Origin of the sequence: [Acidovorax] ebreus TPSY (assembly GCF_000022305.1) — a bacterium.
GTDB classification, from domain to species: domain Bacteria; phylum Pseudomonadota; class Gammaproteobacteria; order Burkholderiales; family Burkholderiaceae_C; genus Diaphorobacter; species Diaphorobacter nitroreducens.
Map to the genome: position 1 here is coordinate 2,036,402 of NC_011992.1, position 23,030 is coordinate 2,059,431.

Sequence of the window (23,030 nt, forward strand, 5' to 3'; positions counted from 1 at the left end):
TGTGGGTTTGCGGCCTTACTTGGTCAGGACAAAACCCTTGAGCTTGGCGAAAGCGGCTTCCACCAAGGCCTTTTGCTGCTCCTGGTGCAGGTGAGCGTAACCCACTGCGGGGGAGGCAGATGCGGCGCGGCCGGCATAGCCCAGCTTCTGGCCATCGAGCATGTTCTCGTGGATGTTGTGCTGGATGAAGAACCAGGCGCCCTGGTTCTGCGGTTCGTCCTGGCACCACACGATGTCGGTGGCATTCGGGTACTTCTTGAGCTCGGCGGCAAAGGCCTTGTGCGGGAACGGGTAGAGCTGCTCGACGCGGATGATGGCCACGTCGGTAGCGTCCTTCTCCACGCGCTTCTTCACGAGGTCGTAGTAGACCTTGCCCGAGCAGGCGATCACGCGCTTGACCTTGTCGGCCTTCTTGGCGATCGCTTCGTCCTGCTCCGAGATGACGGTCTGGAAACCGCCCTTGGTGAACTCGGACAGCGGCGACGTGGCGTCCTTGTTACGCAGCAGCGACTTCGGCGTCATGATGACCAGGGGCTTGCGCAGGTTGCGCACCATCTGGCGGCGCAGCACATGGAAGATCTGGCTCGCCGTGGTGGGCTGCACGATCTGCATGTTGGTGTCAGCGGCCAGCTGCATGAAGCGCTCCAGGCGGGCCGAGCTGTGCTCTGGGCCCTGGCCTTCGTAGCCGTGCGGCAGCATCAGCGTGATGCCGTTCACGCGGCCCCACTTCACTTCGCCCGATGCGATGAACTGGTCGATCACCACCTGTGCGCCGTTGGCGAAGTCGCCAAACTGCGCTTCCCAGACCACCAGCGTGTTGGGGTCGTTGGAGGCGTAGCCGTACTCGAAGGCCAGAACGGCCTCCTCGGACAGGATGGAGTCGATCACCGTGAACGGCGCCTGGTTCTCGGCCACGTTCTGCAGCGGGATGTAGGTGCCTTCGTCCCACTTCTCACGCTTTTGGTCGTGAATCACGGCGTGGCGGTGCGTGAACGTACCGCGGCCGCAATCCTCGCCAGACAGGCGCACGGGATAGCCCGATGCCACCAGCGATGCGAAGGCCATGTGCTCGCCCATGCCCCAATCCACGTTGACCTCGCCACGGCCCATGGCGGCGCGGTCGTCGTAGACCTTCTTCACCAGTTGGTGCGGTGCGACGGTCTCTGGAATGGTCGTGATCTTCTCGGCGATGCGCTTCCACTCGGCCAGCGGGATGGCGGTGTCGCCGGCATCGGTCCACTTCTGGTCCAGGAAGGGGCTCCAGTCCACGGCGTACTTGCTCTTGAAGTTGGTCAGCACCGGATCGACCGTGTGCTTGCCCTCGTCCATGGCGGCGCGATAGGCCTTGGCCATGTCGTCGCCCAGCGTCTCGCCCAGACCCTGGGCTGCCAGCTTGTCGGCGTAGAGCTTGCGCGTGCCGGGGTGTTGACCGATCTTCTTGTACATCAGCGGCTGGGTCAGCGCCGGCGTGTCCTGCTCGTTGTGGCCCAGCTTGCGGTAGCAGATGATGTCCACCACCACGTCCTTGGCGAATTCCATGCGGAAATCCAGCGCCAGCTGCATGGCCAGGCACACGGCCTCGGGATCGTCACCGTTCACGTGCAGCACGGGCGACTCGATCATCTTCACGATGTCGGTGCAGTACAGCGTAGAGCGCAGGTCGCGCGGATCGGACGTGGTGAAGCCGATCTGGTTGTTGATGATCAGGTGCACCGTACCGCCCGTGGTGTAGCCACGGGTTTCGGACAGGGCCAGGGTTTCCTGATTCACGCCCTGGCCGGCAAAGGCCGCGTCACCGTGCACCAGCACGGGCAGCACCTGTTTCCCCTTGGGGTCGCCGCGGCGGTCCATGCGCGAGCGCACGGAGCCCTCGACCACCGGGTTGACGATTTCCAGGTGCGAGGGGTTGAACGCGAGCGACAGGTGCACCGGGCCGCCGGCCGTGGAGACGTCGGAGCTGAAGCCCTGGTGGTATTTCACGTCACCGGCGGGCAGGTCCTCGGGGGCGGTGTGGTCGAACTCGGCGAACAGGTCCTTGGGCATCTTGCCCAGGGTGTTGACCAGAACGTTCAGGCGGCCGCGGTGGGCCATGCCGATCACCACTTCCTGCACGCCCTTCGCGCCTGCGGAGTTGATCAACTCGTCCATGGCGGCGATGAAGGACTCGCCCCCCTCGAGCGAGAAGCGCTTCTGGCCCACGTACTTGGTGTGCAGGTAGCGTTCCAGGCCTTCGGCGGCCGTCAGGCGCTCCAGGATGCGCTTTTTCTTGTCGGCAGAGAAGTTGGGCTTGCTGCGGATGCTTTCCAGCTTTTGCTGCCACCAGCGCTTTTGCACCTGGTCGGTGGCGTACATGTACTCCACGCCGATGGTGCCGCAGTAGGTCTCGCGCAGCGCGTTCAGCAGCTCGCGCAGAGGCATCTTGTCCTTGCCGAAGAAGGTGTTGCTCGCGTCGAACACCGTTTCCTGGTCGGCATCGCTGAAGCCGTAGAACGACGGCTCCAGTTCGGGAATTTGGGGGCGCTCGGTGCGCTTGAGGGGGTCCAGGTCGGCCCAGCGCTGGCCCACGTTGCGGTACGCGGCGATCAGTTGCTGGACGGCGGTGCGCTTGCGGCCCATCTCGGCGTCGGCGCTGGCCACCACGACCTTGGTGCCGCCGGCCTTGGCACGCTCGGCAAAGGCGTTGATAACGGGCAGGTGGGGAACATCCTTGGCATTGCTGCCGTCTACCGCGGGCACATGTTGCAGTGCGTCAAAGTATTCGCGCCAGGAGTCTGGCACGCTGCCAGGGTTGGCAAGGTAGTTCTCATACATCTCTTCGACGTAGGGCGCGTTGCCGCCGAAAAGATAGGTGTTGCCTTGGTAGGCTTGGTAGACGGATGTCGGATCGCTCATATTCCGCTGACCTCCACTTCCCTGAAGGAAGCGTTAGCTGGTTAACAAACCTTCCGCGTCACGGCTGAACCGGTTGGCGGATGCGACTGTGGCAGGGGAAGGGCCTCGTTTGCGGCCGCTATTGTGCCATTGAACGCCTGCGCGCGCGGCGAGCGGTGTATCAAGACAGGCGTGTGTGTGGCTTACATTTTGGGCTTCGCTCCTTCCACCGCCCCCATGAACCCGCCCACGCTCCAGTCCCGCACCCTGCTGCTCCTGCTCACCGTCGTGACGCTGGCCTTTGGCGCCATCCTCTGGCCGCTCAACGGCGCCATCTTCTGGGGTGTGGTGCTCGCCATCCTGTTCACGCCGCTGCACCGGCGGCTGCAGCGGCGCATGCCGCGCAGGCGCAACCTGGCCGCGCTTGCCACCCTGGGCGTGTGCCTGGTGATCGTGATCCTGCCGGTCACGCTGATCGGCGCTTCGCTGGTGCAGGAGGCCAGCGTGGCCTACGAGCGCGCCCGCTCGGGGCAGCTGAACTTCGGCGCCTACCTGCAGCAGGTGCTGGCCGCGCTGCCCCCCTGGATGCTGGAGCTGCTGGACCGCTTTCACCTCACCACCCGCGCGGAGCTGCAAGCCCGCCTGACCACGATCGGCGCCCAGGCCAGCCAGTTCCTGGCCACCAAGGCGCTGGACGTGGGCCAGAACACGCTGCAGTTCGTGGTGAGCTTCGGCGTCATGCTCTACCTGTTGTTCTTCCTGCTGCGCGACGGCGCGCGGCTGGCGGCGCGCATCCGCGAGGCCATCCCCCTGGATGCGCGGCACAAGGAGCAGTTGGCCATCAAGTTCACCACCGTGATCCGCGCCACCGTGAAGGGCAACATCGTGGTGGCCGCCGCCCAGGGCGCCCTGGGTGGCCTGATCTTCTGGCTGTTGAACATCCAGGGGCCGGTGATGTGGGGCGTGCTGATGGCGTTCCTGTCGCTGCTGCCCGCCGTGGGCGCCAGCCTGATCTGGGGGCCGGTGGCCATCTACTTCCTGGCGACCGGCGCGCCGGGGCAGGCCGTGATCCTCACCGCCTATGGCGTATTCGTCATCGGGCTGGTGGACAACGTACTGCGTCCCGTGCTGGTCGGCAAGGACACCAAGCTGCCCGACTACGTGGTGCTGATCTCCACCTTGGGCGGCATGGCGTTGTTCGGGCTCACGGGCTTTGTGATCGGCCCGATGATCGCCGCACTGTTCATCGCCACCTGGGACCTGTTCGCGCCGCACGACGGCTCAGAACGCTCCTGAAATAGGAGCTACTAGCGCTTGATGGGCGGGCGCTGAAGGCCAAAACGCCTTCAACCCCGCCGACGCACTCATTCCGCCTCAATACCGGCGGCCTTGATCACCCTGCCCCACTTCTGGGTCTCGGCGGCCTGAAAGCGCGCCAGCTCTTCGGGCGTGGTGGTCCAGGCCTCGGAGCCTGCGGTCTCGAAGAACGACTGAGCGGCCTGGCTCCTCGTCGCCTGCGCCAGCAGCGCGTTCAGCCGCGCCACCACGGGCGCGGGCGTGCCGGCGGGCACGTAGGCCGCAAACCAGTAGCCCATGTCATAGCCCTTCACACCGGCCTCATCCAGCGTGGGCACCTCGGGCAGCTGCGTGCTGCGCTTTTGCGTGGAGTACCCCAGCGCGCGCAGCTTGCCCGCCTTGACCTGAGGAACGCCGGTGGACGTGTCGGTGATCATCAGGTCGATCTGCCCGCCGAGCAGATCGGTGATGGCCAACGGGTTGCTCTTGTACGGCACATGCAGGATATCCACCCCCGCCAGTTGCTTGAGCATCTCGCCGGCCATGCGGCTGGAAGAACTGCCGCTGCCAAAGCTCAGCTTGCCGGGGTTCTTGCGGGCGGCGGCCAGCAGGTCGCCCACGTTCTTGTAGGGAGCGCCCGCGTTCACCACCAGCACCTGGCCGCCCTTACCCAGGCCGGTGACGGGAGCGAAATCCTTCACTGGGTCGTAGGGCAGTTTCTTGTACAGGTGTTCGTTCGCGGCATGCGTGGTGTTGGTGGTGATGAGCACCGTGTACCCATCTGCCGGTGCCTTGGCGACGGACTGCGCGGCGATCATGCCGCTGGCGCCGGCCTTGTTCTCCACGACCACGGGTTGCCGCGCATCGGTGCTCACGGCCTGGCCCAATGCCCGCGCCAGCTGGTCGGTGGCACTGCCGGCCGCAAACGGCACGACGAAAGTGACGGGCTTGGCAGGATAGGCGGGGGCCTGTGCGTTGGCGGTGCCGGCCGCGGCACACAGGACGGCCGCAGCGGTGGCAGCCAGTACACGGCGGCGATGCGGGAACGGGTTCATGGTGTCTCCTTGGTTGTGGTGATGAAAAATGCCGCCGGCGCGCGTCAATGCGCTCCGGCCAGGTGATGTACAAGCGCCGCCGGCATCCGCACCGGCAGGTCCAGCAACAGAAAGGACAGCGCCTTGCCATGGCTGTCGAGGTTGAGCGCGTCGTTCACGCCGCCGTCCAGCACGCCATCCAGCACGAAATTCATCGCCTGCAGTTGGGGCAGCAGATAGCGCGTGACACGCGTGGGCCCCCGCGCCGCGAACTGGCGCGCCACGGCCTCCTCGGTAACCTGCTGCACCAGCACGTCCCACAGGGCCGGGTGCCAGGCGATCACACTGATGTTGGAGCGGTCGCCCTTGTCACCCGTGCGGCCGTGCGCCAGGCGGTACAGGGGAACCGTGAGATCGGTAGGGTTCATCGTGGTCCTTCAGTCCAGCAGCGTGTAGCCAGGATTGACCGCCTCGCGCGGCACGAGGCAGGAAACGGTGCCCAGGCGCGGGCGCATAGCCGTGCGCACACCGCCGCCCCCCGCCGGGCCGCAGCAGTACAGCGCCGTCACCTCGCGCACCAGGCGCTGCGCGCTGGCATGGTCGCGGTGCTGCAGTGCCACGCGCAGGCGTACGTCCTGCGCGCCCTGGCTTGCCTGCGCCGCCAGCCACCGCCCTGCGTCGTCACCCCAAACGCTGGCCACGCCGATCAGGTCCACGCGCAGCGGTGCCACGCTCGCAAGCCGCTCGCGCAGCACGTCGCCCGCCAGGCGGGCGCGCTCCTCGGCGCGCGCACCGGCATACGAAATCTCGCCCTCGGCAAACCAGCCGGACTCGAAGCACACATTCACCTTCAGCGACGGCGGCCGCGCATGGCCGCGCACGCCCTGCAGGTGCACGCGGTCGCTGCCGACCTGCGCCACGCTCGCCTGGGTGATGTCGGCCACCACGTCGGGCGTCAGGTAAGCGGCGGGGTCGTGCAGTTCATACAGCAGCTGCTCCTTGACCGTGCGCTCGTCCACGCGCCCCCCCGTGCCCGGCGGCTTGGTAAGGGTGCAATAGCCGTCGGCGTCGATCTCGGCGATCGGGTAGCCCAGCCGGGCCAGGCCCGGCACATCCTTGTAGCCCGGGTCGGCAAAGTAGCCGCCCGTGACCTGCGCGCCGCATTCCAGCAAGTGGCCCGCCATGGTGGCGCGCGCCAGGCGGTCCCAGTCGTCCATGCACCAGCCGTAATGCGCCAGCGCCGGGCCCAGCACCAGCGCAGGGTCGGCCACGCGGCCGCAGACCACGATGTCGGCCCCCGCGCGCAGCGCCTGGGCGATGGGTTCCGCGCCAATGTAGGCATTGGCGCTCACGATGGGCTGCGCGGGCATGGACGGGCCCAACGCCCGCTCCAGCACAGCGCGGTGCTGTGCGCCGCTCAGGTCGTCGCCGTGCACCACCGCCACGCGCGGGCGGCGCGCGCCCAGCTCGGCCGCCAGTTGCTGGATACGCAGCGCAGCGCCCCGCGGATTGGCCGCGCCAAAGTTGCTCACGATGCGCACGCCGTGTTGAAGGCATTGCGCGAGCACCGGCCGCATCAGTTCATCCAGCAGCGGCTCATAGCCCGCATCGGGATTGGCGCGGCGCGCCAGTTGGGCCAGCGCCAGCGTGCGCTCGGCCAGGGTCTCGAAGATCAACACGCCGGGCCGGCCGCTGTCCACCAGCGCCTGCACCACGGGTGCGGCAGCATCCAGGCGGTCGCCCGAGAAGCCGGCCGCACAGCCGATGAGCAGGGGTGAGGGGTTCGCCATTGCAGGGGTCCTTGGGGAATGTCTCCAGGGCGCACTGTAGGCACGGCAGGTTATTCTGTGAAATAGATTGTCAAGATCAATTCATCTGAATATCAAATGAATATCTCCACACGGCAGGTCGACGCCTTCCTTGCCCTGGCGGCGCAGCGCAGCTTCACGCGCGCCGCGGCGCAGTGCCACTTGTCGCAACCGGCCTTCAGCGCGCTCATCCGCGCGTTGGAGGACGACCTGGGTCTGCGCCTGTTCGACCGCAGCACGCGCCATGTGAGCCTGACGGCCGAGGGCGAGAACTTCCATGCGTCGGCGCTGCGCATTCGCGCCGAGGTGGATGCCGCGCTGGCCACGCTGCGCGACGCCGCACTGCTGCGGCGCGGGCGCGTGTCCGTCGCGCTGCTGCCCTCGCTGGCCGCGGGGTGGCTGCCGGGTGTGCTGGCCGGCTTTCGCGCACAGCACCCGGGCGTGGAACTGGACATTGCCGACGTGCTGTCCGAGCCTTGCATCGAGCGCGTGGCCACGGGCAAGGCCGACTTCGCGCTGGCCGCCATCCGCGCGGACACGCCCGAGCTGCAGGCCGAGCCCTTCTGCGAGGACGTCTTTCACCTGGTCTGCCGCGCGGACCATCCGCTCGCCCGGCAGCCCTTGCCCGCCGGCCGGCGCAGCGCCGCCGCGCAATGGCGCGCCCTGGCCGAGTGGCCATTCATCCATCTCGCGCGGCACAGCAGCGTGCGCCAGTACCTGGAGGCGGCCTTCCATCCCCATGCGATGCGCACGCTGATGGAAGTGGAGCAGTTGGCCACCGTCATGGGCATGGTGCGGGCCGGGCTGGGCATCAGCGTGGTGCCCACGCTCACGCTGTTCCACTTCCAGCAGGAGGGCCTGGCCACCCGGCCGCTGGCCCTGCCCGGGCTCACGCGGCAGATCTACCTGGTGCGCCGGCGCGACCGGGGCCTGTCGGTGGCCGCGCAGGCGCTGTACGCACGGGTGATGCAGCAGCGGCCGATGCATGCCGAAATGCCATCAAAACAATAGCTGGCAGCGCTTGACGGACAAGCGCTGGAGCCCGATTTCCCTGAAACTTGCGTTCACCCGCGCCCACGGCCTGCGGGGCACCCCCGGTGGCACTGCACGCTCTGCGATGCCACACTCGGGCCATCACATGCGTGCGCAGGAGGAAGCAATGAACACCCACGACACCGTGTATGCCTGCATCGACGGGCTGGCCACCACCCACGCCGTGGTGGACGGGGCCCTGTGGGCCGCGCAGCGCCTGCAGGCCCCCCTGGCGCTGCTGCACGCACTGGAGCGGCCTGAACCCATGCCGCCCGTGGGCGACTACAGCGGCGTCATCGGCATGGGCGCGCAGGACCTGCTGCTGCAGCGCCTGAATACCCTCGATGAAGAGCGCAGCCAGGTCGCACAGGAGGCCGCGCGCCGCATGCTGGCCGAGGCCCAGGCGCGCGTGGATGCCGCCCGCGTGCCTTCGCTGCAGGCGCTGCTGCGCCAGGGCGAGCTGACCGACGTGCTGCTGGAGCACGAACCCAGCGCGCGCCTGTTCGTGCTGGGGCGCCAGCACCGCGCCACCGCCGCGCGCAAGCTGCGGCTGGACTACCGTGTGGAAGGCGTGGTGCGCAACGTGCGCCAGCCGGTGATGGTGGTGACCATGCCGGAGTTCGTGGCGCCGGCGGGCTTCGTCGTGGCCTTTGACGGCAGCGCCACCGCGCGCCGCGCCGTAGAGGCCGTGGGCCGAAGCCCGCTGCTGCGCGGCATGCCCGGCCTGCTGGCCCTGGCCGGCGAGCCCACGCTGGAGATGCTGGAAGCGCTGCAAAGCGCCCAGTCACACCTGGAGGCCTCAGGCTTCGACATCACCACGCAGATCGTGCCGGGCGTGCCGGAGGAGGCGCTGCCGGCCCTGCTGCAGTCGCACGGCAACGTACTGCTGGTGCTGGGCGCCTACGGGCACTCGCGCATCCGCCAGCTCATCGTCGGCAGCACCACCAGCGCGCTGCTGCGGCTGTGCAGCGTGCCGGTGCTGGTGCTGCGCTGACGGGTTCACTATCGATTCAATAGCTGCTAGCGCTTACTGCATAAGCGCTGCAGGCCTTTTTTATCTGAACTGTGACGTCCCCACGCTAGCCCCCGCCCCGCGCCGGGGCGAACGCCCTCAATCCGCGCCGCGCGGCACGACACCCCAGCGCCGCGCCCAGGCCAGCCCCTGCGAGGTGCCGCCCGGGCCCGCGATCGCCGGACGGTATTCACAGCCCACCCAGCCGTCGAAACCGCAGGTGGTCGCCACCTCGTCGATCACGCCCAGCAGGTAGTCGACCTGCAGTTCGCCCTGGTCGGGCTCGTGCCGCTCGGGTACGCCGGCGATCTGGAAATGCCCCACCCGTCCCGTGGGCAGGTAGTGGCGGATCTTCGTGGCCACGTCGCCCTCCATGACCTGGCAGTGGTACAGGTCGAACTGCACCTGCACGTTGGAAGCGCCCAGTTCCTGCAGCACGGCATGGGCGTCCTGCTGGCGCTGCAGGAAGTAGCCGGGCATGTCGCGCCCGTTGATGGGCTCGATCATCAGCCGCACGCCCTGGCGCCCGGCCTGGCCGGCGGCCCAGCGCAGGTTGCGCAGGTAGCAGGCGCGTGCGTCGGCGTGCGCCAGCCCGGGCGGCACCACGCCAGCCATCACGTGCAGGCGCTCACAGCGCAGCGCCTGCGCATAGTGCAGCGCCTGTTGCAGCCCCTCCTGGAATTGCGCCTCGCGCCCCGGCAGACAGGCCAGACCGCGCTCGCCCGCCGCCCAGTCCCCCGGCGGGGCATTGAACAGTACCTGCGTCAGTCCATGTTCGGCCAGGCGCTGCGCAATCTGCTCCGCAGGATGGTCGTAGGGAAAAAGGTATTCCACCCCCCGGAAGCCGTCGCACGCGGCAGCGGCAAAGCGGTCCAGGAAGGCATGCTCGGCGTAGAGCATGGAGAGGTTGGCAGCAAGGCGAGGCATGACAGGAAGGGCGTTCGTACAAAAAAGGGCGCCAGTCGCGGACTGCCGCCCTTCATTCTAGGAACGCGTGGCGGGCGTCAGGGGAACGTGAAGTTCACCGTCTGGGTCGTTCCCGCGCCCAGGGTCAAGGCCTGCTGCTTGTCGGCCTGCCCCGCCAGACGCGCCTGGATGGTGTAGCGCCCTGCGGCTCCGGCATCGGCCGTGAACACGAGCGGAGTGGGCGCCGCGGCATACGGCGCCACCAGCGGGGCGGCCGTGGGCAGCGTGAAGCTGTAGGCGCCGGTCACGCCGTCCACGGGCTTGGCCGACACTTGCACCGTGCCAGCCGCTGCCAGCGGCTGCAGGGCCCGCACCCAGGCATCCACCGAGGTGGTGCCGTTCACGGTGCCAACGGGCGATGCCGGCAGCGCTACGGCCTGCGTGGACGTGCCGACGGAGGTGACCAGCTCGGACTGCACCGGCACCTGGGTCACCACGGCCGTGGTGCGGCCGGGTGCCGTCAGCACCAGCGTGTAGCTGCCCGGCACCACCGGCCGCAGCAGGTAGCGGCCCGAAGCGTCCGGCACGGTGGCGCGCACCACCTCGCCCTGGGACTGCAGCGTCACCGTGGCGCCAGCAACGGGTTCGACGAAGCCCTGCACACCAGAGACCAGGCGCGGAATCACCGCCACCACGGGCTTGAGCAGGTAGCGGCCCGATGCGCCGGCCGCCACGACGGACTTGCAGGCGTCGAAGTCGAGCACGAAGTCCGCCATCTGGTTGGCGGCGATGTCGATGTTCACGTTCATCTTCACGCCACTTTGCTGGCCGCTGGGCGTGGTCAGCGCTACTTCGCCCGACCCCGTGGGCACGACGGAGTTGGCGAAGGGGGCCGCTCCGCCATTGCCGGCCAGCACCAGACGCATCTGGGTGTATTTGCCTGTGGGCAGCGGCAGCTCGCCCAGTTCCTCCAGCACGCCGTTGGTCAGCGACAGCAGGTCCACGCGGCGCGCGGGGTTCAGCGTGAGCTCATGCCAGCCGGAAGCGTCATCCGCCGCCGTAGCGCTTTGGTGCACGCGTATTTTTTGCACGGTGACGTTCACCGCGTCATAGCCGCAGCTGGGAGCGTCGGTCAGCGCCAGCTTCAACGTGCCGGTGCCGCTACCGTCACCGCCATCACCACCGCCGCCGCCACAGGCGACCAGGGCAGCCAGCGCGGTGGCGCCAGCCAGATACTTGCAACAGGAGAGGGTTTTCGTGCGCATGATGTTCATCGCCTCCGGGGTTTTTCTTGCCGAGGAAGGTGCCGTCAGACCAGCCTGACCGCCCCGGGGCGCATTGTGAGAGCGGCATCCCGCGACAGCTGGCAGCCAAGTGTCAGGTGTGTTGCCTGATGTATGAAATCGCCAGAAAAACAGGAGCCGCCTTGTGCGCTGCAAAAAACCGGACAGGCACATGAAGTCGACATTCAACGCTATGAATAGCAGAGTAACCGGCCAACGGGCATGCAAGCAGATCGCGCCCGTGTCCTACACCAAACGCGGTAGGCGCCCACGGCCCCGCACACCCTGCTGCGCGACCCGCCGCCGGGCAGGTCAGACCGGCTGCGCGGCCTGCACCAGCCGTTGCGTGTAGGCGTGGCGCGGCGCATCCAGCACCTGGTGCACGCTGCCGCTTTCCACCACCTCGCCGTCCTTCATGACGATGACCTCATGCGCCATGGCGCGCACCACCGCCACGTCGTGCGTGATGAGCAGGTACGACAGCGCCCGCTCCTTCTGCAGGCGCTGCAGCAGGCTCAGCACCTGCTGCTGAATGGTGACGTCCAGCGCGCTGGTGGGCTCGTCCAGCACCAGCACCTGCGGCTCGACGATGAGCGCGCGCGCAATGGCCAGGCGCTGGCGCTGGCCGCCCGAGAACTCATGCGGGTAGCGCGCCAGCAGGCCCGGGAATTGCGCGTCCGTCAGGCCCACCTCGGCCAGCATGGCGGCCACGCGCGTGCGGCGCTCGGCCACGTCCAGCGCAGGCATGTGCACGCGCAGGCCCTCGCCCACGATCTCCTCCACGGTCATGCGCGGCGACAGGGATGAGAACGGGTCCTGGAACACCACCTGCACCTGCCGGCGCAGCTGCTGGTTGTGCGCGGTGTTGCGGTGGGCGGGCTGCTGCCAGGCCTGGCCGGCCACCTGCAGGTCACCGCGCGACGGCAGCAGGCCCAGCAGCGCCTGGGCCAGCGTGGACTTGCCCGAGCCCGATTCGCCCACGACCCCCAGTGTGCGCGCACGCGCAATGCGAAAGCCCGCATCCTTCACGGCCACGAATTCACCTTTGGCAAACCAGCCGCGGATGCCCGGCACCGGCACGGGGTAGGCCACGCGCAGGCCGCTTGCCTGCGCGGCGGGCACGGCGTCGCCGTCGGCACCGCCTTCCACCACGTCCCGCCGCGGCGTACTGCCGATCAGCTTGCGCGTGTAGGCATGCTGCGGTGCGTCGAACACCTGGGCGACGGTGCCCTGCTCCACCACGGCGCCCTGCTCCATGACGGCCACGCGATCGGCAAAGCGGCGCACCAGCAGCAGGTCGTGCGTGATGAGCAGCACGGCCATGCCCGTCTGGCGCTGCAGGTCGGACAGCAGGTCCAGGATCTGGCCGCGCAGCGTCACGTCCAGCGCGGTGGTGGGCTCGTCGGCCAACAACAGCTTCGGTCGACTGGCCAGGGCCATGGCGATCATGGCGCGCTGGCGCTGCCCGCCCGAAAGCTGGTGCGGAAAACTGCCCGCGCGCCGCGCCGGCTCGGGGATGCCGGTACTCGCTAGCAGTTCGATAGCTGCTTGCGCGCTCTGCGCCTTGCTCAGGGCCTGTTTTAGCACCAAGACCTCGGCCACCTGGTCGCCAATCGTCATCAGCGGGTTCAACGCCGTCATGGGTTCCTGGAACACCATGGCGATGTCGCCGCCGCGCACGCCGCGCAGTTCGCGCTCAGGCAGTTGGAGCAGGTCGCGCCCGTGCATCAGCGCGCTCCCCTCCAGTTGCGCATCGCCCGTCAGGCGCAGCAGCGCCAGCGCAGTCACTGTTTTGCCCGAGCCGGATTCACCCACCAGCGCGAGCTTTTCGCCAGGGGCCATGTCGAAGCTCACCCCATGCACCACCTGCTTGGCGCCGAAGCGCACCCGCAGGTCCCGCACCTGCAGCAGCGGCGCGGACGAGGGAGACAGGGGGGGCGCAGCGCGCATGGCAGAAGGGTTCACGATGCCTCAGTTCTTGCGGGGGTCCAGCGCGTCGCGCAGCGCATCGCCCATGAAGGTGAGCAGCAGCAGCGTGGTGACCAGCACCCCGAAGGTGAAGATGGAGATCCACCACGCGTCGATGTTGTTCTTGCCCTGCGACAGCAGCTCGCCCAGGCTGGGGGTGCCGGGCGGAACGCCCAGGCCCAGGAAGTCCAGCGACGTCAGCGCCAGGATCGCCGCACCCATGCGAAACGGCAGAAAGGTGACCACCGGCGTCATGCTGTTGGGCAGGATGTGGCGGCGGATGATCTGGCCGTTGGACACTCCCAGCGCCCGCGCGGCCTTCACATAGTCCAGTTGCCGGTTGCGCAGGAATTCCGCGCGCACATAGTCCGAAAGCCCCATCCAGCCGAACAGGCTGAGCAATACCAGCAGCAGCCCGATGCTGGGCGCGAACACGGCGCTGAAGATGATGAGCAGGTACAGCTCGGGCATGGAGCCCCAGATCTCGATGAAGCGCTGGAAAGCCAGGTCGGTCTTGCCGCCGAAGAAGCCCTGTACCGCCCCCGCCGCCACACCCAGCGCCACGCCCACCACGGTGAGGGCAATACCGAACAACACGCTCACGCGAAAGCCGTAGATCAGTTGCGCCAACAGGTCACGCCCGCGGTCATCCGTGCCCAGCCAGTTGTCGCGCGACGGGCCCGAGGGGTTGGGCTCCTTCGCGAAGTAGTTCAGGGTGTCGGGCCCGTAGCGGTTGAGCGTGTACAGCGCCCAGTTATCCCCCTGCGACAGCCGCTCGCGAATGAAGGGGTCGAGGTAGTCGGTGGGCGTCTGGAAGTCACCGCCGAAAGTCGTCTCGGGGTAATCTTTGAACAACGGGAAATATGTCTGACCCTCATAGCGCACGACCAGGGGCCGGTCGTTGCTGACCAGTTCTGCCCCCAGGCTGACCACGACCAGCGCGCAGAACACCAGCAGGCTCCAGAACCCCAGGCGGTTGGCACGAAAGCGCTGCCAGGCGCGCCGGCTGGGTGACGCCGAGGCGGCAACGGGCGCAGCTGGCGCCCCATTAGCTACCGAATCAATAGCTGCTAGCGCTTGATGGTCGGGCGTTGGAGCCATATTTCAATCAAACTTGACGCGGGGATCCACCCACACGTAGCACAGGTCGCTGATGAGCTTGGTCACCAGCCCGATCAGGGTGAACAGGTACAGCGTGCCCAACACCACGGGGTAGTCGCGGCGGATCACGCTCTCATAGGACAGCAGGCCCAGGCCGTCGAGCGAGAACAGCGTCTCTATGAGCAGCGAGCCCGCGAAGAACGCGCCGATGAAGGCGGATGGGAAGCCCGTGATGATGGGAATCAGCGCATTGCGAAACACGTGCTTGTAGAGCACCTGCCGGTCTGTCAGTCCCTTGGCACGCGCGGTGAGCACATATTGCTTGCGGATCTCTTCCAGAAAAGCGTTCTTGGTCAGCATCGCCGTCACCGCAAAGCTGCCGGCCACCATGGCCGTGATGGGCAGCGCGATATGCCATAGGTAATCCGTCACCTTGGCCCACAGGCCCAGCTCGTCCCAGTTGGCCGAGGTCAGCCCGCGCAGCGGGAACCACTGCAATTGCCCGCCAAAGATCACCAGCAGCGCCACGCCGAGCACGAAACCCGGAATCGCGTAGCCCACCAGGATGATGAGCGTAGTGACGAAGTCAAAGCGCGAGCCGGCGCGCACCGCCTTGGCCACGCCCAGCGGCACCGCCACGAGGTAGCTGATGAAGAAGGTCCACAACCCCAGGCTGACGGACACGGGCAGCTTCTCCTTCACGAGTTGCCACACGTCCTTGTTCTGAAAGAAGCTGCGCCCCAGGTCGAAGCGCGCGAACTGGCCCAGCATCTGGAAGAAGCGCTCATGCGCTGGCTTGTCAAAGCCATAGAGCTGCTTGATCTGCTCCAGCCGCTTGGGGTCCACGCCCTGCGCACCGCGATAGGCCATGCCGCCGCCCTCGCCGCCCCCGCCCATGCCGGCAGCGCTTGCCTTGGCCTCGGCCAGGTACTGCTCCACCGGCCCGCCCGGCACGAACTGGATCACGACAAAGGTCAACAGCAACACGCCCAACAGCGTAGGCAGCATAAGCAGGATGCGCTTGAGGATGTAGGCGAACATGGCGGTTTCAGTCCTTGCGCGGCGTCGCGGCCTTGGGCGCAGTCTCGGCGGTCAGCGCAGGCGAACGGGCCCACCAGGTATCCACCGCCCACATCTCTCCGGTCGAATACGGCGGCACCACTTCGGGCCGGTCCAGGCGCCAGGCGTTGTAGACCATGCGATGGGTGCCCGCGGACCACTGCGGGATGAGGTAGTGGCCGTGCGCAATGATGCGGTCCAGCGCATGGCACGCAGGCAACATCTGTTCCTGCGTCTTGGCGGAGACCATGGCACGGATCATTGCGTCCACGGCCGGGCTCTTTACGCCGGGGAAATTGCCCGAGTCTTCCTGGTCTGCCGCCGCGCTGCCGAACAGGTCGGCAAACTCCTGCCCCGGGTTGTTGGTGCCCTGGTAGGCAATGGTGGTGATGTCGAAGTCGAACTTCTGCAGGCGCTGCTGGTACAGCGCGAAGTCCACCGAGCGGAACTTGAGGGTGATGCCGAGCTTTTGCAGGTTGCGCATCCACGAGGACAACGTGCGCACGCCGCCTTCGCTGCTGTCCATGTATTCCAGCACCATGGCCTGGCCGCTGGCGTTGCGCAGCACGCCATCCTGCACCTGCCAGCCTGCCTCCTGGAGCAGCGCCTGCGCGCGACGCAGGTTGTCGCGCAGCGTGGTGGCGCCGTCGGTGGTGGGCGGCTCGAACATGGGGCCGAAGACCGCGGGGGGCAGATCCTTGCGCCAGGGCTCCAGCAACGCCAGCTCCTGCGGCGTGGGCATGCCGTGGGTCTCGCACATGGTGTTGCCGAAAATGCCGCGCACGCGCTGATAGGCACCATAGAAAAGCTGGCGGCTCATCCACTCAAAGTCGAACGCCAGCCCCAGGGCCTCTCGCACGCGGCGGTCCTGCAGTAGCGGGCGGCGGGTGTTCAGCACATAGCTCTGGAAGCCCGAGGGCAGTTTGTTGGCGAACTCGCCCTTGACCAGCTCACCCGTGTCGAACTTGCGGCCGTTGACCCGCCGCGCCCAGTCGCCCGCACTGAAAAACCGCATCAAATCGAACTCGCCGGCCTTCAGCGCCTCCAGCCGCGCAGTGTTGTCCTTGTAGATCTTGACCAGCACACGGTCAAAGTTGGCCGTCCCCTTGCGCACGGGCAGGTCGCGCGCCCAATACTGGGGGTCGCGCACATAGGTGATGTCCTTGCCGAAGTTGACAGGCCCAATCTTGTACGGTCCGCTGCCGATGGGGATGTCCATCACCACCTGGTCGAACGGCTTGGGCTTGCCGTCGGCGCCCAGTCCCCAGTCGCGGCTGAACACGGGTAGCCCCCCGACGGTGAGCGGCAGTTCGCGGTTGGGCGCCTTGAAGCGGTAGCGCACGGTGCGGTCGTCCAGCACATCCACACCGGCCACCTCGATCAGCAGCGTTTTGTAGCCCGGTGAGGTGTAAGGGCCCATCAAGGTGTCGAAACTGTGCTTTACATCCTGGGCCAGCACCGGCTTGCCGTTGTGAAAGCGCGCCTCGGGCCGCAGCCTGAAGGTGGCCGACAGGCCGTCCGGCGCCACCGCCACATCCTCGGCCAGCAGTCCGTAGCCGGTGGCCGTTTCGTCCAGCGAGCCGGTGAGCAGCGAGTCGAACATCAGCGCCGACAGGTAGGCCGGCGCGTTGCCGCGGATCGTGAATGGGTTGTACTTGTCGAAGGTGGAGGTGCGCAGATTGCTCACCAGGCGCAGTTCGCCGCCCTTGGGCGCCTGTGGGTTGACGTAGGGGAAGTGCGCGAAGTCGGCCGCCAGCGCGGGCGCCCCCCACATCGCGTAGGCATGCGCGGCCCAGGCCGCCCCGCCCGCCACGCTGCTCCCTCCCAGCCAACCGATCAATAAACAGATACGCCAGAACCGCATGCGACAATTCTGCACCACGCAAGCGGCCCGCAAGCCCCCGCGCCACGCTTGCCATTTCCCTTCGCACATCGCATTTCAGGAGAACAACAATGGGTTTTCTCGCCGGCAAGAAGCTGCTCATCACGGGCGTGCTGTCCAATCGTTCGATCGCGTACGGCATCGCCAGGGCCTGCCACCAACAAGGCGCGGAACTGGCCTTCAGCTACGTGGGCGAGCGCTTCAAGGACCGCATCACCGAGTTCGCCGCCGAATTCGACTCCAAGCTGGTCTTTGACTGCGACGTGGCCGACGACGCGCAGATCGACAAATTGTTCGCCGACATCGGCGCCGCCTGGGGCAAGTTCGATGGCTTCGTGCACTCCATCGGCTTTGCTCCGCGCGAGGCCATCGCAGGCAACTTCCTGGAAGGCCTCTCTCGCGAAGCCTTCAAGGTGGCCCACGACATCAGTGCCTACAGCTTCCCGGCCATGGCCAAGGCGGCCCTGCCCTACCTGAACGACAAGTCGTCGCTGCTGACGCTGTCGTACCTGGGCGCCCTGCGCTCCATCCCCAACTACAACACCATGGGCCTGGCCAAGGCCAGCCTGGAAGCCAGCGTGCGCTACCTGGCAGAAGCGGTGGGCCGCACTGAAGACGGCCGCTGCATCCGTGCCAACGGCATCAGCGCGGGCCCCATCAAGACGCTGGCCGCCAGCGGCATCAAGGACTTCGGCAAGCTGTTGGGCCGCGTGGCTGATGCCGCCCCGCTGCGCCGCAACGTGACGATCGAAGACGTGGGCAACGTGGCCGCGTTCCTGCTGTCCGACCTGGCCAGCGGCGTGACCGCCGAGATCACCTATGTGGACGGCGGCTTCAGCCAAACCGCCGGGCTTTCGGCAGACCAGGTGTGAGCCTGCGGCAATGACTGCGGAGTGGGTGCGCCACACCGCCCTTGCTTGAAGAACCAACGGGCCTGCAAGGCCCGTTGTTCGTTTCGGTCACTGTGCGCGGCCTTTTCAGGACCGCTGGTTGCCCATGATCGAGCCTTCGTCGGCGCGCCAAGACTCCTGCGGGCATGGCCCCGGGGCCTGGATCTCAGAATCGGTAGCGTGCCACCACCTGCACCGAACGCGGGGCACACGGCAGGTTCAAGTTCGGCGAACTGCCATGCCCGCCACGATATAGCGGTGGTCGAACAGATTGTTCAGCTTGAGTTGCACATCCCAGGCGCCCAGGCAGTAGTAGGCCATGACATCCACCGTGGTAGCCACGCAAGGTGACCGAGTTGCCGGGGTTGGCGAACCGCGCTCCCACATAGTTCAGGCCGCCGCCCACGCCAAAGCCGTGCCCCAGTGCCTCGGTCACCCACAGGTTCGCGCTGTGCCGGGGAGTCAGCGTGGCCGCTTGCCTTGTACAGGCTGGCCGCATCCGTCGCAGGCGCGGCGGTCATCTCGCCATCCAGTAATGGCATAACCGGCCCAGCTTAGTTCACATGCCAACCTTATATGGTTTGCCGGGATGCTGCCTCTACTACAGCCCTCGTTTTCAGAGGAGCCGCAACGAAAAAGGGTTAGCAGATGAGTACCTGCTAACCCTTGGAACGACTGGCGGAGAGGGCGGGATTCGAACCCGCGGTGGGGATTAGCCCACACACGCTTTCCAGGCGTGCGACTTAAACCGCTCATCCACCTCTCCGAAGCCCTCCATTATAGATGCTGCACAGACACTTTTTCAAAGATCTGACTGTTCCCCTCGAAAAAACATGCTTCCTCACGGGTCCTAAGATGGAACATCCCGGTTCCCCGCCTTTCAGGATGCCTCTCGCCCACGCCCCAAAAAATGGAACCGCATCAGGGTACGCTCCCGTGCGCTGGCGTGGTCCACTACCGGCAGTGGATAGTCGATGCCTAAACGCAACCCACAGGCCTGCAATTCCAGCGGCTTCATGCTTGCAGGGAAGTGGAGGTGCTTATCAGGAACACACGCCAGCTCTGGGAGATAGCGGCGGATAAACCTGCCGTCGGGGTCAAACTTCTGCGACTGCGCCACCGGGTTGAAGATGCGAAACCAGGGCTGAGCGTCGCAGCCGGTTGACGCCGCCCATTGCCAGCCGCCATTGTTGGCAGCCAGGTCGTAGTCGTTCAGGTGCTGGGCAAAGAAGCGCTCGCCACGGCGCCAATCGATACCCAAATCCTTGGTCAAGAAGCTCGCCACCACCATGCGCAGCCGGTTGTGCATGTAGCCCGTTTGCAGCAGTTGGCGCATGGCGGCGTCGACCAACGGATAGCCAGTGCGCGCCGCGCACCATGCCTGCCAGTACTCAGGCGCGTCATCCCACTGGACGCGGTCGTACTCGGGGCGGAATGCCTGGGTGACCACGTGCGGGTGGTGCCACAGAATCATGAAATAGAAGTCGCGCCACGCCAGTTCGGACAGCCAAGTCTGCGCGCCTTCGCAGCCTTGCGCGGCCTGTCGCGCGGCCAGTGAGGCCAGTTGGCGGATGGACACGGTGCCAAAGCGCAGATGCACCGACAGGTAGGACACGCCTTTACGTCCAGGAAAGTCGCGCGCCAGCTTGTAAGCTGCCATGTGCGGCAGGAAATCCTGCAGCAACTGCTGCGCGCCGCGCGAGCCCACAGGCAGCTGCAAATCAGCCAGGTTGGTGGCCACGAAGCCCAGATCCGCCAGCGTGGGCAGCCGCTCCCCCGCCGGGGGCACGGCCAGGTGATGTGCGTGGCGCTCCACGGGATAAGGCTTGGTCTGGAAGGCATCCAGCTTCTGCAGCCAAGTGCGTTTGTATGGCGTGAAGACGCTGTAGGGCTGGCCCAGCTGGTTCAGCACCTCGCCCTGCTCCAGCAGCACCTGGTCCTTGTAGTCGCTGAACGCGATGCCACACGCCGCCAGGCCGTCTGCCACGCGTCGGTCGCGGGCCAGGGCTGCAGGTTCGTAGTCGCGATTGGCCAGCACTTCGCGCACGCCCAGGCTGCGAGCCAATTGCACGATGCACTGCACCGCCGTACCGTGGCGCACGATCAGGCCGCCGCCGGGGGCGCCACTGCGCGCCGCCAGCGCGCGCAGGTCCTCATCCAATGCGCACACGCTGGCGTGAATGAACTCCACCCGCCGGTCGCACCGGGTCAGCAGCGCATCGAGGATGTCGGTGTCAAAGACGAAGACGCAGTACACGCGTTCGAAACGGCGCAGTGCGTGGTACAGGGCGGCGTGGTCATGGCAGCGCAGATCGCGCCGCAGCCACACAAGGGCGCTGGCTGGCATGGGACGGGAAGGACTGGTCTGGCTGACGGCGCGGCAGTACCCCTCAGGCCTGCATCACCACGGGGCCGCCCTGCTCCAGCGCCCGCTGGTAGGCCGGACGCGCCCGCATACGCTGGCGGTAGGCCACCAGGTGCGGCCAGGCCGTTTCGTCGCCCCCGCGCGCGAGGGCCGCCTCCACGGCAAAGCTCATCTGAAAATCGGCCATGGTCAGGTGGCCCCCGGCGAACCAGTCGTGCTGTGCCAGGTGCGCGTCCATGAAAGCCAGCGCGGTTTGCACATTCGGGCCGATGAGTCTTTGCTGCACTTTGGCGCACAGGGTGCGCGCGATGGGGCGCACAAAAAACGGCATGGGCTGGCGCGCAATGGTGTCAAACACCAGCTTCATCACCAGCCAATTCATCAGGGACCCCTCGGCGTAGTGCATCCAGAACCTGCACTGGCGCTGTTCTGCCGTGCCGCGCGCGGGTTCCAGATGGGCCAGATCCGCCGGCGCCTGTGCGCCGTAGCGCTCGGCCAGATACTCGATGATGGCGCCAGATTCGGCCACCACCATGTCGCCTTCGGTGATGACGGGCGACTTGCCCAGCGGGTGCACCCGCTTGAGCTCTGGGGGCGCCAGCTTGGTCGCGGGGTCACGCGAGTAACGGCGGATGTCGTAGGGCACGCCCAGTTCTTCCAGCAGCCACAGAATGCGCTGGGAGCGCGAGGTTTCCAGGTGGTGAACGGTCAGCATGGGCGGCATGGTAGTGCAGTCGCGCGCGAAGGGTTGGCGCCTGCCGCGGCACGGCGTGCCCCGCCATGGGTGTGCTGTCCCTCGCGCCGAGGCCCGGACCCACGTCCCTCACTTCGCCAAAGGAGCGCGGGGCGCTTTGCAAACTATATTTTTGATAGCTTATAGCGCTTACTCATCAACGCTTAGCGCCGATTTTCATCCAAAGACGGATCAACGCCGGCTGTAGATCTGGTCAAACAGTGCGCCGTCCGCAAAATGCTCCCGATTGGCCTTGGCCCAGCCACCGAAAGCCTGGTCGATGGTGGCCAGTGTGAGCTTGGGGAATTGCTTGTCGTACTGGGCCTTGGCCTTCTCGCTGGTTGGACGGTAGAAGTTCTTTCCAGCAATGTCCTGCCCCTCGTCGGAATAGAGGTAGGCAAGGTACTCCTCCGCCAGCGCGCGCGTGCCCTTCTTGTCCACCACCTTGTCCACCACCGCCACTGTGGGTTCGGCCAGGATGGACAGCGATGGCACGACGATCTCGAACTTGTCCTTGCCGAACTCCTTGAGCGCAAGAAACGCCTCGTTCTCCCAGGCCAGCAGCACGTCGCCCACACCGCGCTGCACGAAGGTGATGGTCGAGCCGCGCGCACCCGTGTCGAGCACCGGCACGTTCTTGTAGAGCTTGGACACGAAATCCTTGGCTTGAGTGTCGCTGCCGTACTTGCGCTTGGCGAATTCCCAGGCAGCAAGATAGTTCCAGCGCGCCCCGCCGCTGGTCTTGGGGTTGGGGGTAATGACTTGCACGCCGGGCTTGACCAAGTCATCCCAATCCTTCACGCCCTTGGGGTTGCCCTTCTTCACCAAGAACACGATGGTGGAGGTATAGGGCGCCGAGTTGTGCGGGAGGCGCTTTTGCCAAGCGGGCGCCAGCAGGCCGTGCTGTGCCAGCGCATCCACGTCTCCGCCCAGGGCCAGCGTAGCCACGTCGGCGTCGATGCCATCGATGATCGAACGCGCCTGCTTGCCCGAGCCGCCGTGCGACTGTTTGAACTGCACTTCCTGCCCCGTCTTGGCCTTCCAGTGGCGTGCGAAGGCCTGGTTGTAGGCCACATAGAGTTCACGCGTGGGGTCGTAGGACACGTTGAGGAACTGCGCGGGCTGCGCGAACGACGGCAAAGACGTCAGGGACATGACCGCCGTCAGGGCGGTGGCCAGGGGAAACTTGATAAAGTCGCGGCGATTGTTCATGAAGGGCTTTCGTTGCAGGGTGCGTCGGTGCGGTTCACCGATGCAAGGCATTCTGGAAGTCGCCCTTCAAAATCCAAACCAATAAGATTTCAGTTCGTTATTCCATTGACGTCTGAAGTTTCAGCAAGGAATCGCTCCATGGCACGTACCGTCCACTGCATCAAGCTCGGCAAGGAAGCCGAAGGCCTCGACTTTGCGCCCTACCCCGGCGATCTGGGCAAACGCATCTATGACAACGTGAGCAAGCAAGCCTGGGCCGACTGGATCAAGCACCAGACCATGCTGGTCAACGAGAACCGCCTGAACCTGGCCGACGCGCGCGCCCGCCAATACCTCGCCCGCCAGATGGAAAACCACTTCTTCGGCAGCGGCGCAGACGCTGCGGCGGGTTATGTGCCGCCCAGCGCGTAACGCAGTGCAGCGCTGCAAGAAGCGGTTTCGCTAAAGCCACTTCTTTGGCGCGGTGCAGATGCTGAGGCTGGCTGCGTCCCGCCCGGCGCATAACGCAGCGCTGCGCTGAAGCAGCGCCTCTTTGCAGTCGCCCCCGTCGCATCACTGTGGCGGGGGCGTTGCCGTTG

General features: G+C 66.5%; 18 protein-coding genes and 1 tRNA gene. 5 read left to right on the forward strand and 14 right to left on the reverse strand.

Going from position 1 to position 23,030, the window contains the following annotated elements; all coding sequences use genetic code 11:
• Positions 1 to 15: 15 nt before the first annotated feature.
• Positions 16 to 2,892 carry a 2-oxoglutarate dehydrogenase E1 component gene (locus tag DTPSY_RS09575; protein WP_015913424.1) on the reverse strand — a complete coding sequence of 959 codons (2,877 nt, stop codon included), beginning with the start codon at positions 2,890 to 2,892 and terminating at the stop codon, positions 16 to 18.
• A gap of 216 nt (positions 2,893 to 3,108) precedes the next feature.
• Between DTPSY_RS09575 and DTPSY_RS09580 the strand changes: the two genes are divergently transcribed.
• Positions 3,109 to 4,167: an AI-2E family transporter gene (locus DTPSY_RS09580; RefSeq protein ID WP_015913425.1), complete on the forward strand. Its 1,059-nt coding sequence runs from the start codon at positions 3,109 to 3,111 to the stop codon at positions 4,165 to 4,167.
• Positions 4,168 to 4,235: 68 nt separating this feature from the next.
• Here DTPSY_RS09580 and DTPSY_RS09585 read toward each other — a convergent pair whose 3' ends face one another.
• Genes DTPSY_RS09585 through DTPSY_RS09595 form a run of 3 tightly spaced genes read right to left on the reverse strand, consistent with a single transcriptional unit; the run spans position 4,236 to position 6,991 of the window.
• Entirely contained in the window at positions 4,236 to 5,222 is a 987-nt protein-coding gene (locus DTPSY_RS09585; RefSeq protein ID WP_015913426.1) for a Bug family tripartite tricarboxylate transporter substrate binding protein, read from the reverse strand.
• A 44-nt stretch (positions 5,223 to 5,266) separates the two neighbouring features.
• Positions 5,267 to 5,629 carry an AtuA-related protein gene (locus DTPSY_RS09590; protein ID WP_011805082.1) on the reverse strand — a complete coding sequence of 121 codons (363 nt, stop codon included), beginning with the start codon at positions 5,627 to 5,629 and terminating at the stop codon, positions 5,267 to 5,269.
• Positions 5,630 to 5,638: 9 nt separating this feature from the next.
• On the reverse strand, positions 5,639 to 6,991 hold the full coding sequence (locus DTPSY_RS09595; RefSeq protein ID WP_015913427.1) for an acyclic terpene utilization AtuA family protein: 1,353 nt from the start codon (positions 6,989 to 6,991) through the stop codon (positions 5,639 to 5,641).
• Positions 6,992 to 7,087: 96 nt separating this feature from the next.
• Here DTPSY_RS09595 and DTPSY_RS09600 point away from each other — a divergent pair, with 96 nt between their 5' ends.
• A complete protein-coding gene (locus DTPSY_RS09600; protein ID WP_015913428.1) occupies positions 7,088 to 8,020 on the forward strand; it encodes a LysR family transcriptional regulator in 933 nt (310 codons plus the stop codon).
• A 148-nt stretch (positions 8,021 to 8,168) separates the two neighbouring features.
• On the forward strand, positions 8,169 to 9,035 hold the full coding sequence (locus DTPSY_RS09605) for a universal stress protein (RefSeq protein WP_015913429.1): 867 nt from the start codon (positions 8,169 to 8,171) through the stop codon (positions 9,033 to 9,035).
• 117 nt (positions 9,036 to 9,152) lie between these two features.
• Here DTPSY_RS09605 and otnI read toward each other — a convergent pair whose 3' ends face one another.
• The 6 genes from otnI to DTPSY_RS09635 form a co-directional block, all read right to left on the reverse strand.
• Complete coding sequence (gene otnI / locus DTPSY_RS09610; protein WP_011805078.1) at positions 9,153 to 9,980, reverse strand: 2-oxo-tetronate isomerase; 828 nt, start codon at positions 9,978 to 9,980, stop codon at positions 9,153 to 9,155.
• Positions 9,981 to 10,057: 77 nt separating this feature from the next.
• Entirely contained in the window at positions 10,058 to 11,224 is a 1,167-nt protein-coding gene (locus tag DTPSY_RS09615; protein WP_015913430.1) for a DUF4382 domain-containing protein, read from the reverse strand.
• A 330-nt stretch (positions 11,225 to 11,554) separates the two neighbouring features.
• A complete protein-coding gene (locus DTPSY_RS09620) occupies positions 11,555 to 13,192 on the reverse strand; it encodes an ABC transporter ATP-binding protein (RefSeq protein ID WP_015913431.1) in 1,638 nt (545 codons plus the stop codon).
• A gap of 21 nt (positions 13,193 to 13,213) precedes the next feature.
• A complete protein-coding gene (locus DTPSY_RS09625) occupies positions 13,214 to 14,311 on the reverse strand; it encodes an ABC transporter permease (RefSeq protein ID WP_015913432.1) in 1,098 nt (365 codons plus the stop codon).
• Positions 14,312 to 14,314: 3 nt separating this feature from the next.
• Entirely contained in the window at positions 14,315 to 15,352 is a 1,038-nt protein-coding gene (locus tag DTPSY_RS09630; RefSeq protein WP_015913433.1) for a microcin C ABC transporter permease YejB, read from the reverse strand.
• Between the two features lie 7 nt (positions 15,353 to 15,359).
• Positions 15,360 to 17,234, reverse strand: coding sequence for an extracellular solute-binding protein (locus DTPSY_RS09635; protein WP_015913434.1), 1,875 nt, complete (start codon positions 17,232 to 17,234; stop codon positions 15,360 to 15,362).
• Positions 17,235 to 17,323: 89 nt separating this feature from the next.
• On the opposite strand from DTPSY_RS09635, the gene fabI reads away from it, so the two are divergent.
• Positions 17,324 to 18,124 (forward strand): enoyl-ACP reductase FabI, encoded by an 801-nt coding sequence (fabI, locus tag DTPSY_RS09640; protein ID WP_015913435.1) that lies wholly within the window; start codon positions 17,324 to 17,326, stop codon positions 18,122 to 18,124.
• 694 nt (positions 18,125 to 18,818) lie between these two features.
• Here the strand turns inward: fabI and DTPSY_RS09645 are convergent.
• From DTPSY_RS09645 to DTPSY_RS09660, 4 genes are all read right to left on the reverse strand, one after another.
• A tRNA-Ser gene (locus DTPSY_RS09645) sits at positions 18,819 to 18,908 on the reverse strand.
• 114 nt (positions 18,909 to 19,022) lie between these two features.
• A complete protein-coding gene (locus DTPSY_RS09650; protein ID WP_015913436.1) occupies positions 19,023 to 20,489 on the reverse strand; it encodes a cryptochrome/photolyase family protein in 1,467 nt (488 codons plus the stop codon).
• Positions 20,490 to 20,532: 43 nt separating this feature from the next.
• Entirely contained in the window at positions 20,533 to 21,222 is a 690-nt protein-coding gene (locus DTPSY_RS09655; RefSeq protein WP_187148576.1) for a glutathione S-transferase family protein, read from the reverse strand.
• A 210-nt stretch (positions 21,223 to 21,432) separates the two neighbouring features.
• A complete protein-coding gene (locus DTPSY_RS09660) occupies positions 21,433 to 22,452 on the reverse strand; it encodes a sulfate ABC transporter substrate-binding protein (protein ID WP_015913438.1) in 1,020 nt (339 codons plus the stop codon).
• Positions 22,453 to 22,590: 138 nt separating this feature from the next.
• Between DTPSY_RS09660 and DTPSY_RS09665 the strand changes: the two genes are divergently transcribed.
• Positions 22,591 to 22,863 (forward strand): oxidative damage protection protein, encoded by a 273-nt coding sequence (locus tag DTPSY_RS09665; RefSeq protein ID WP_011805062.1) that lies wholly within the window; start codon positions 22,591 to 22,593, stop codon positions 22,861 to 22,863.
• Positions 22,864 to 23,030: the final 167 nt, after the last annotated feature.

Bases quoted from the DNA above. Each gene is read 5' to 3' on its own strand.
- DTPSY_RS09605 (WP_015913429.1), top strand. From the start codon at position 8,169: ATGAACACCCACGACACCGTGTATGCCTGCATCGACGGGCTGGCCACC.
- DTPSY_RS09650 (WP_015913436.1), bottom strand. From the start codon at position 20,489: ATGCCAGCCAGCGCCCTTGTGTGGCTGCGGCGCGATCTGCGCTGCCAT.
- fabI (WP_015913435.1), top strand. From the start codon at position 17,324: ATGGGTTTTCTCGCCGGCAAGAAGCTGCTCATCACGGGCGTGCTGTCC.
- DTPSY_RS09590 (WP_011805082.1), bottom strand. From the start codon at position 5,629: ATGAACCCTACCGATCTCACGGTTCCCCTGTACCGCCTGGCGCACGGC.
- DTPSY_RS09655 (WP_187148576.1), bottom strand. From the start codon at position 21,222: ATGCTGACCGTTCACCACCTGGAAACCTCGCGCTCCCAGCGCATTCTG.
- DTPSY_RS09630 (WP_015913433.1), bottom strand. From the start codon at position 15,352: ATGTTCGCCTACATCCTCAAGCGCATCCTGCTTATGCTGCCTACGCTG.
- DTPSY_RS09585 (WP_015913426.1), bottom strand. From the start codon at position 5,222: ATGAACCCGTTCCCGCATCGCCGCCGTGTACTGGCTGCCACCGCTGCG.
- DTPSY_RS09635 (WP_015913434.1), bottom strand. From the start codon at position 17,234: ATGCGGTTCTGGCGTATCTGTTTATTGATCGGTTGGCTGGGAGGGAGC.
- DTPSY_RS09660 (WP_015913438.1), bottom strand. From the start codon at position 22,452: ATGAACAATCGCCGCGACTTTATCAAGTTTCCCCTGGCCACCGCCCTG.
- DTPSY_RS09615 (WP_015913430.1), bottom strand. From the start codon at position 11,224: ATGCGCACGAAAACCCTCTCCTGTTGCAAGTATCTGGCTGGCGCCACC.
- DTPSY_RS09600 (WP_015913428.1), top strand. From the start codon at position 7,088: ATGAATATCTCCACACGGCAGGTCGACGCCTTCCTTGCCCTGGCGGCG.
- DTPSY_RS09625 (WP_015913432.1), bottom strand. From the start codon at position 14,311: ATGGCTCCAACGCCCGACCATCAAGCGCTAGCAGCTATTGATTCGGTA.
- DTPSY_RS09575 (WP_015913424.1), bottom strand. From the start codon at position 2,892: ATGAGCGATCCGACATCCGTCTACCAAGCCTACCAAGGCAACACCTAT.
- DTPSY_RS09595 (WP_015913427.1), bottom strand. From the start codon at position 6,991: ATGGCGAACCCCTCACCCCTGCTCATCGGCTGTGCGGCCGGCTTCTCG.
- DTPSY_RS09620 (WP_015913431.1), bottom strand. From the start codon at position 13,192: ATGCGCGCTGCGCCCCCCCTGTCTCCCTCGTCCGCGCCGCTGCTGCAG.
- otnI (WP_011805078.1), bottom strand. From the start codon at position 9,980: ATGCCTCGCCTTGCTGCCAACCTCTCCATGCTCTACGCCGAGCATGCC.
- DTPSY_RS09665 (WP_011805062.1), top strand. From the start codon at position 22,591: ATGGCACGTACCGTCCACTGCATCAAGCTCGGCAAGGAAGCCGAAGGC.
- DTPSY_RS09580 (WP_015913425.1), top strand. From the start codon at position 3,109: ATGAACCCGCCCACGCTCCAGTCCCGCACCCTGCTGCTCCTGCTCACC.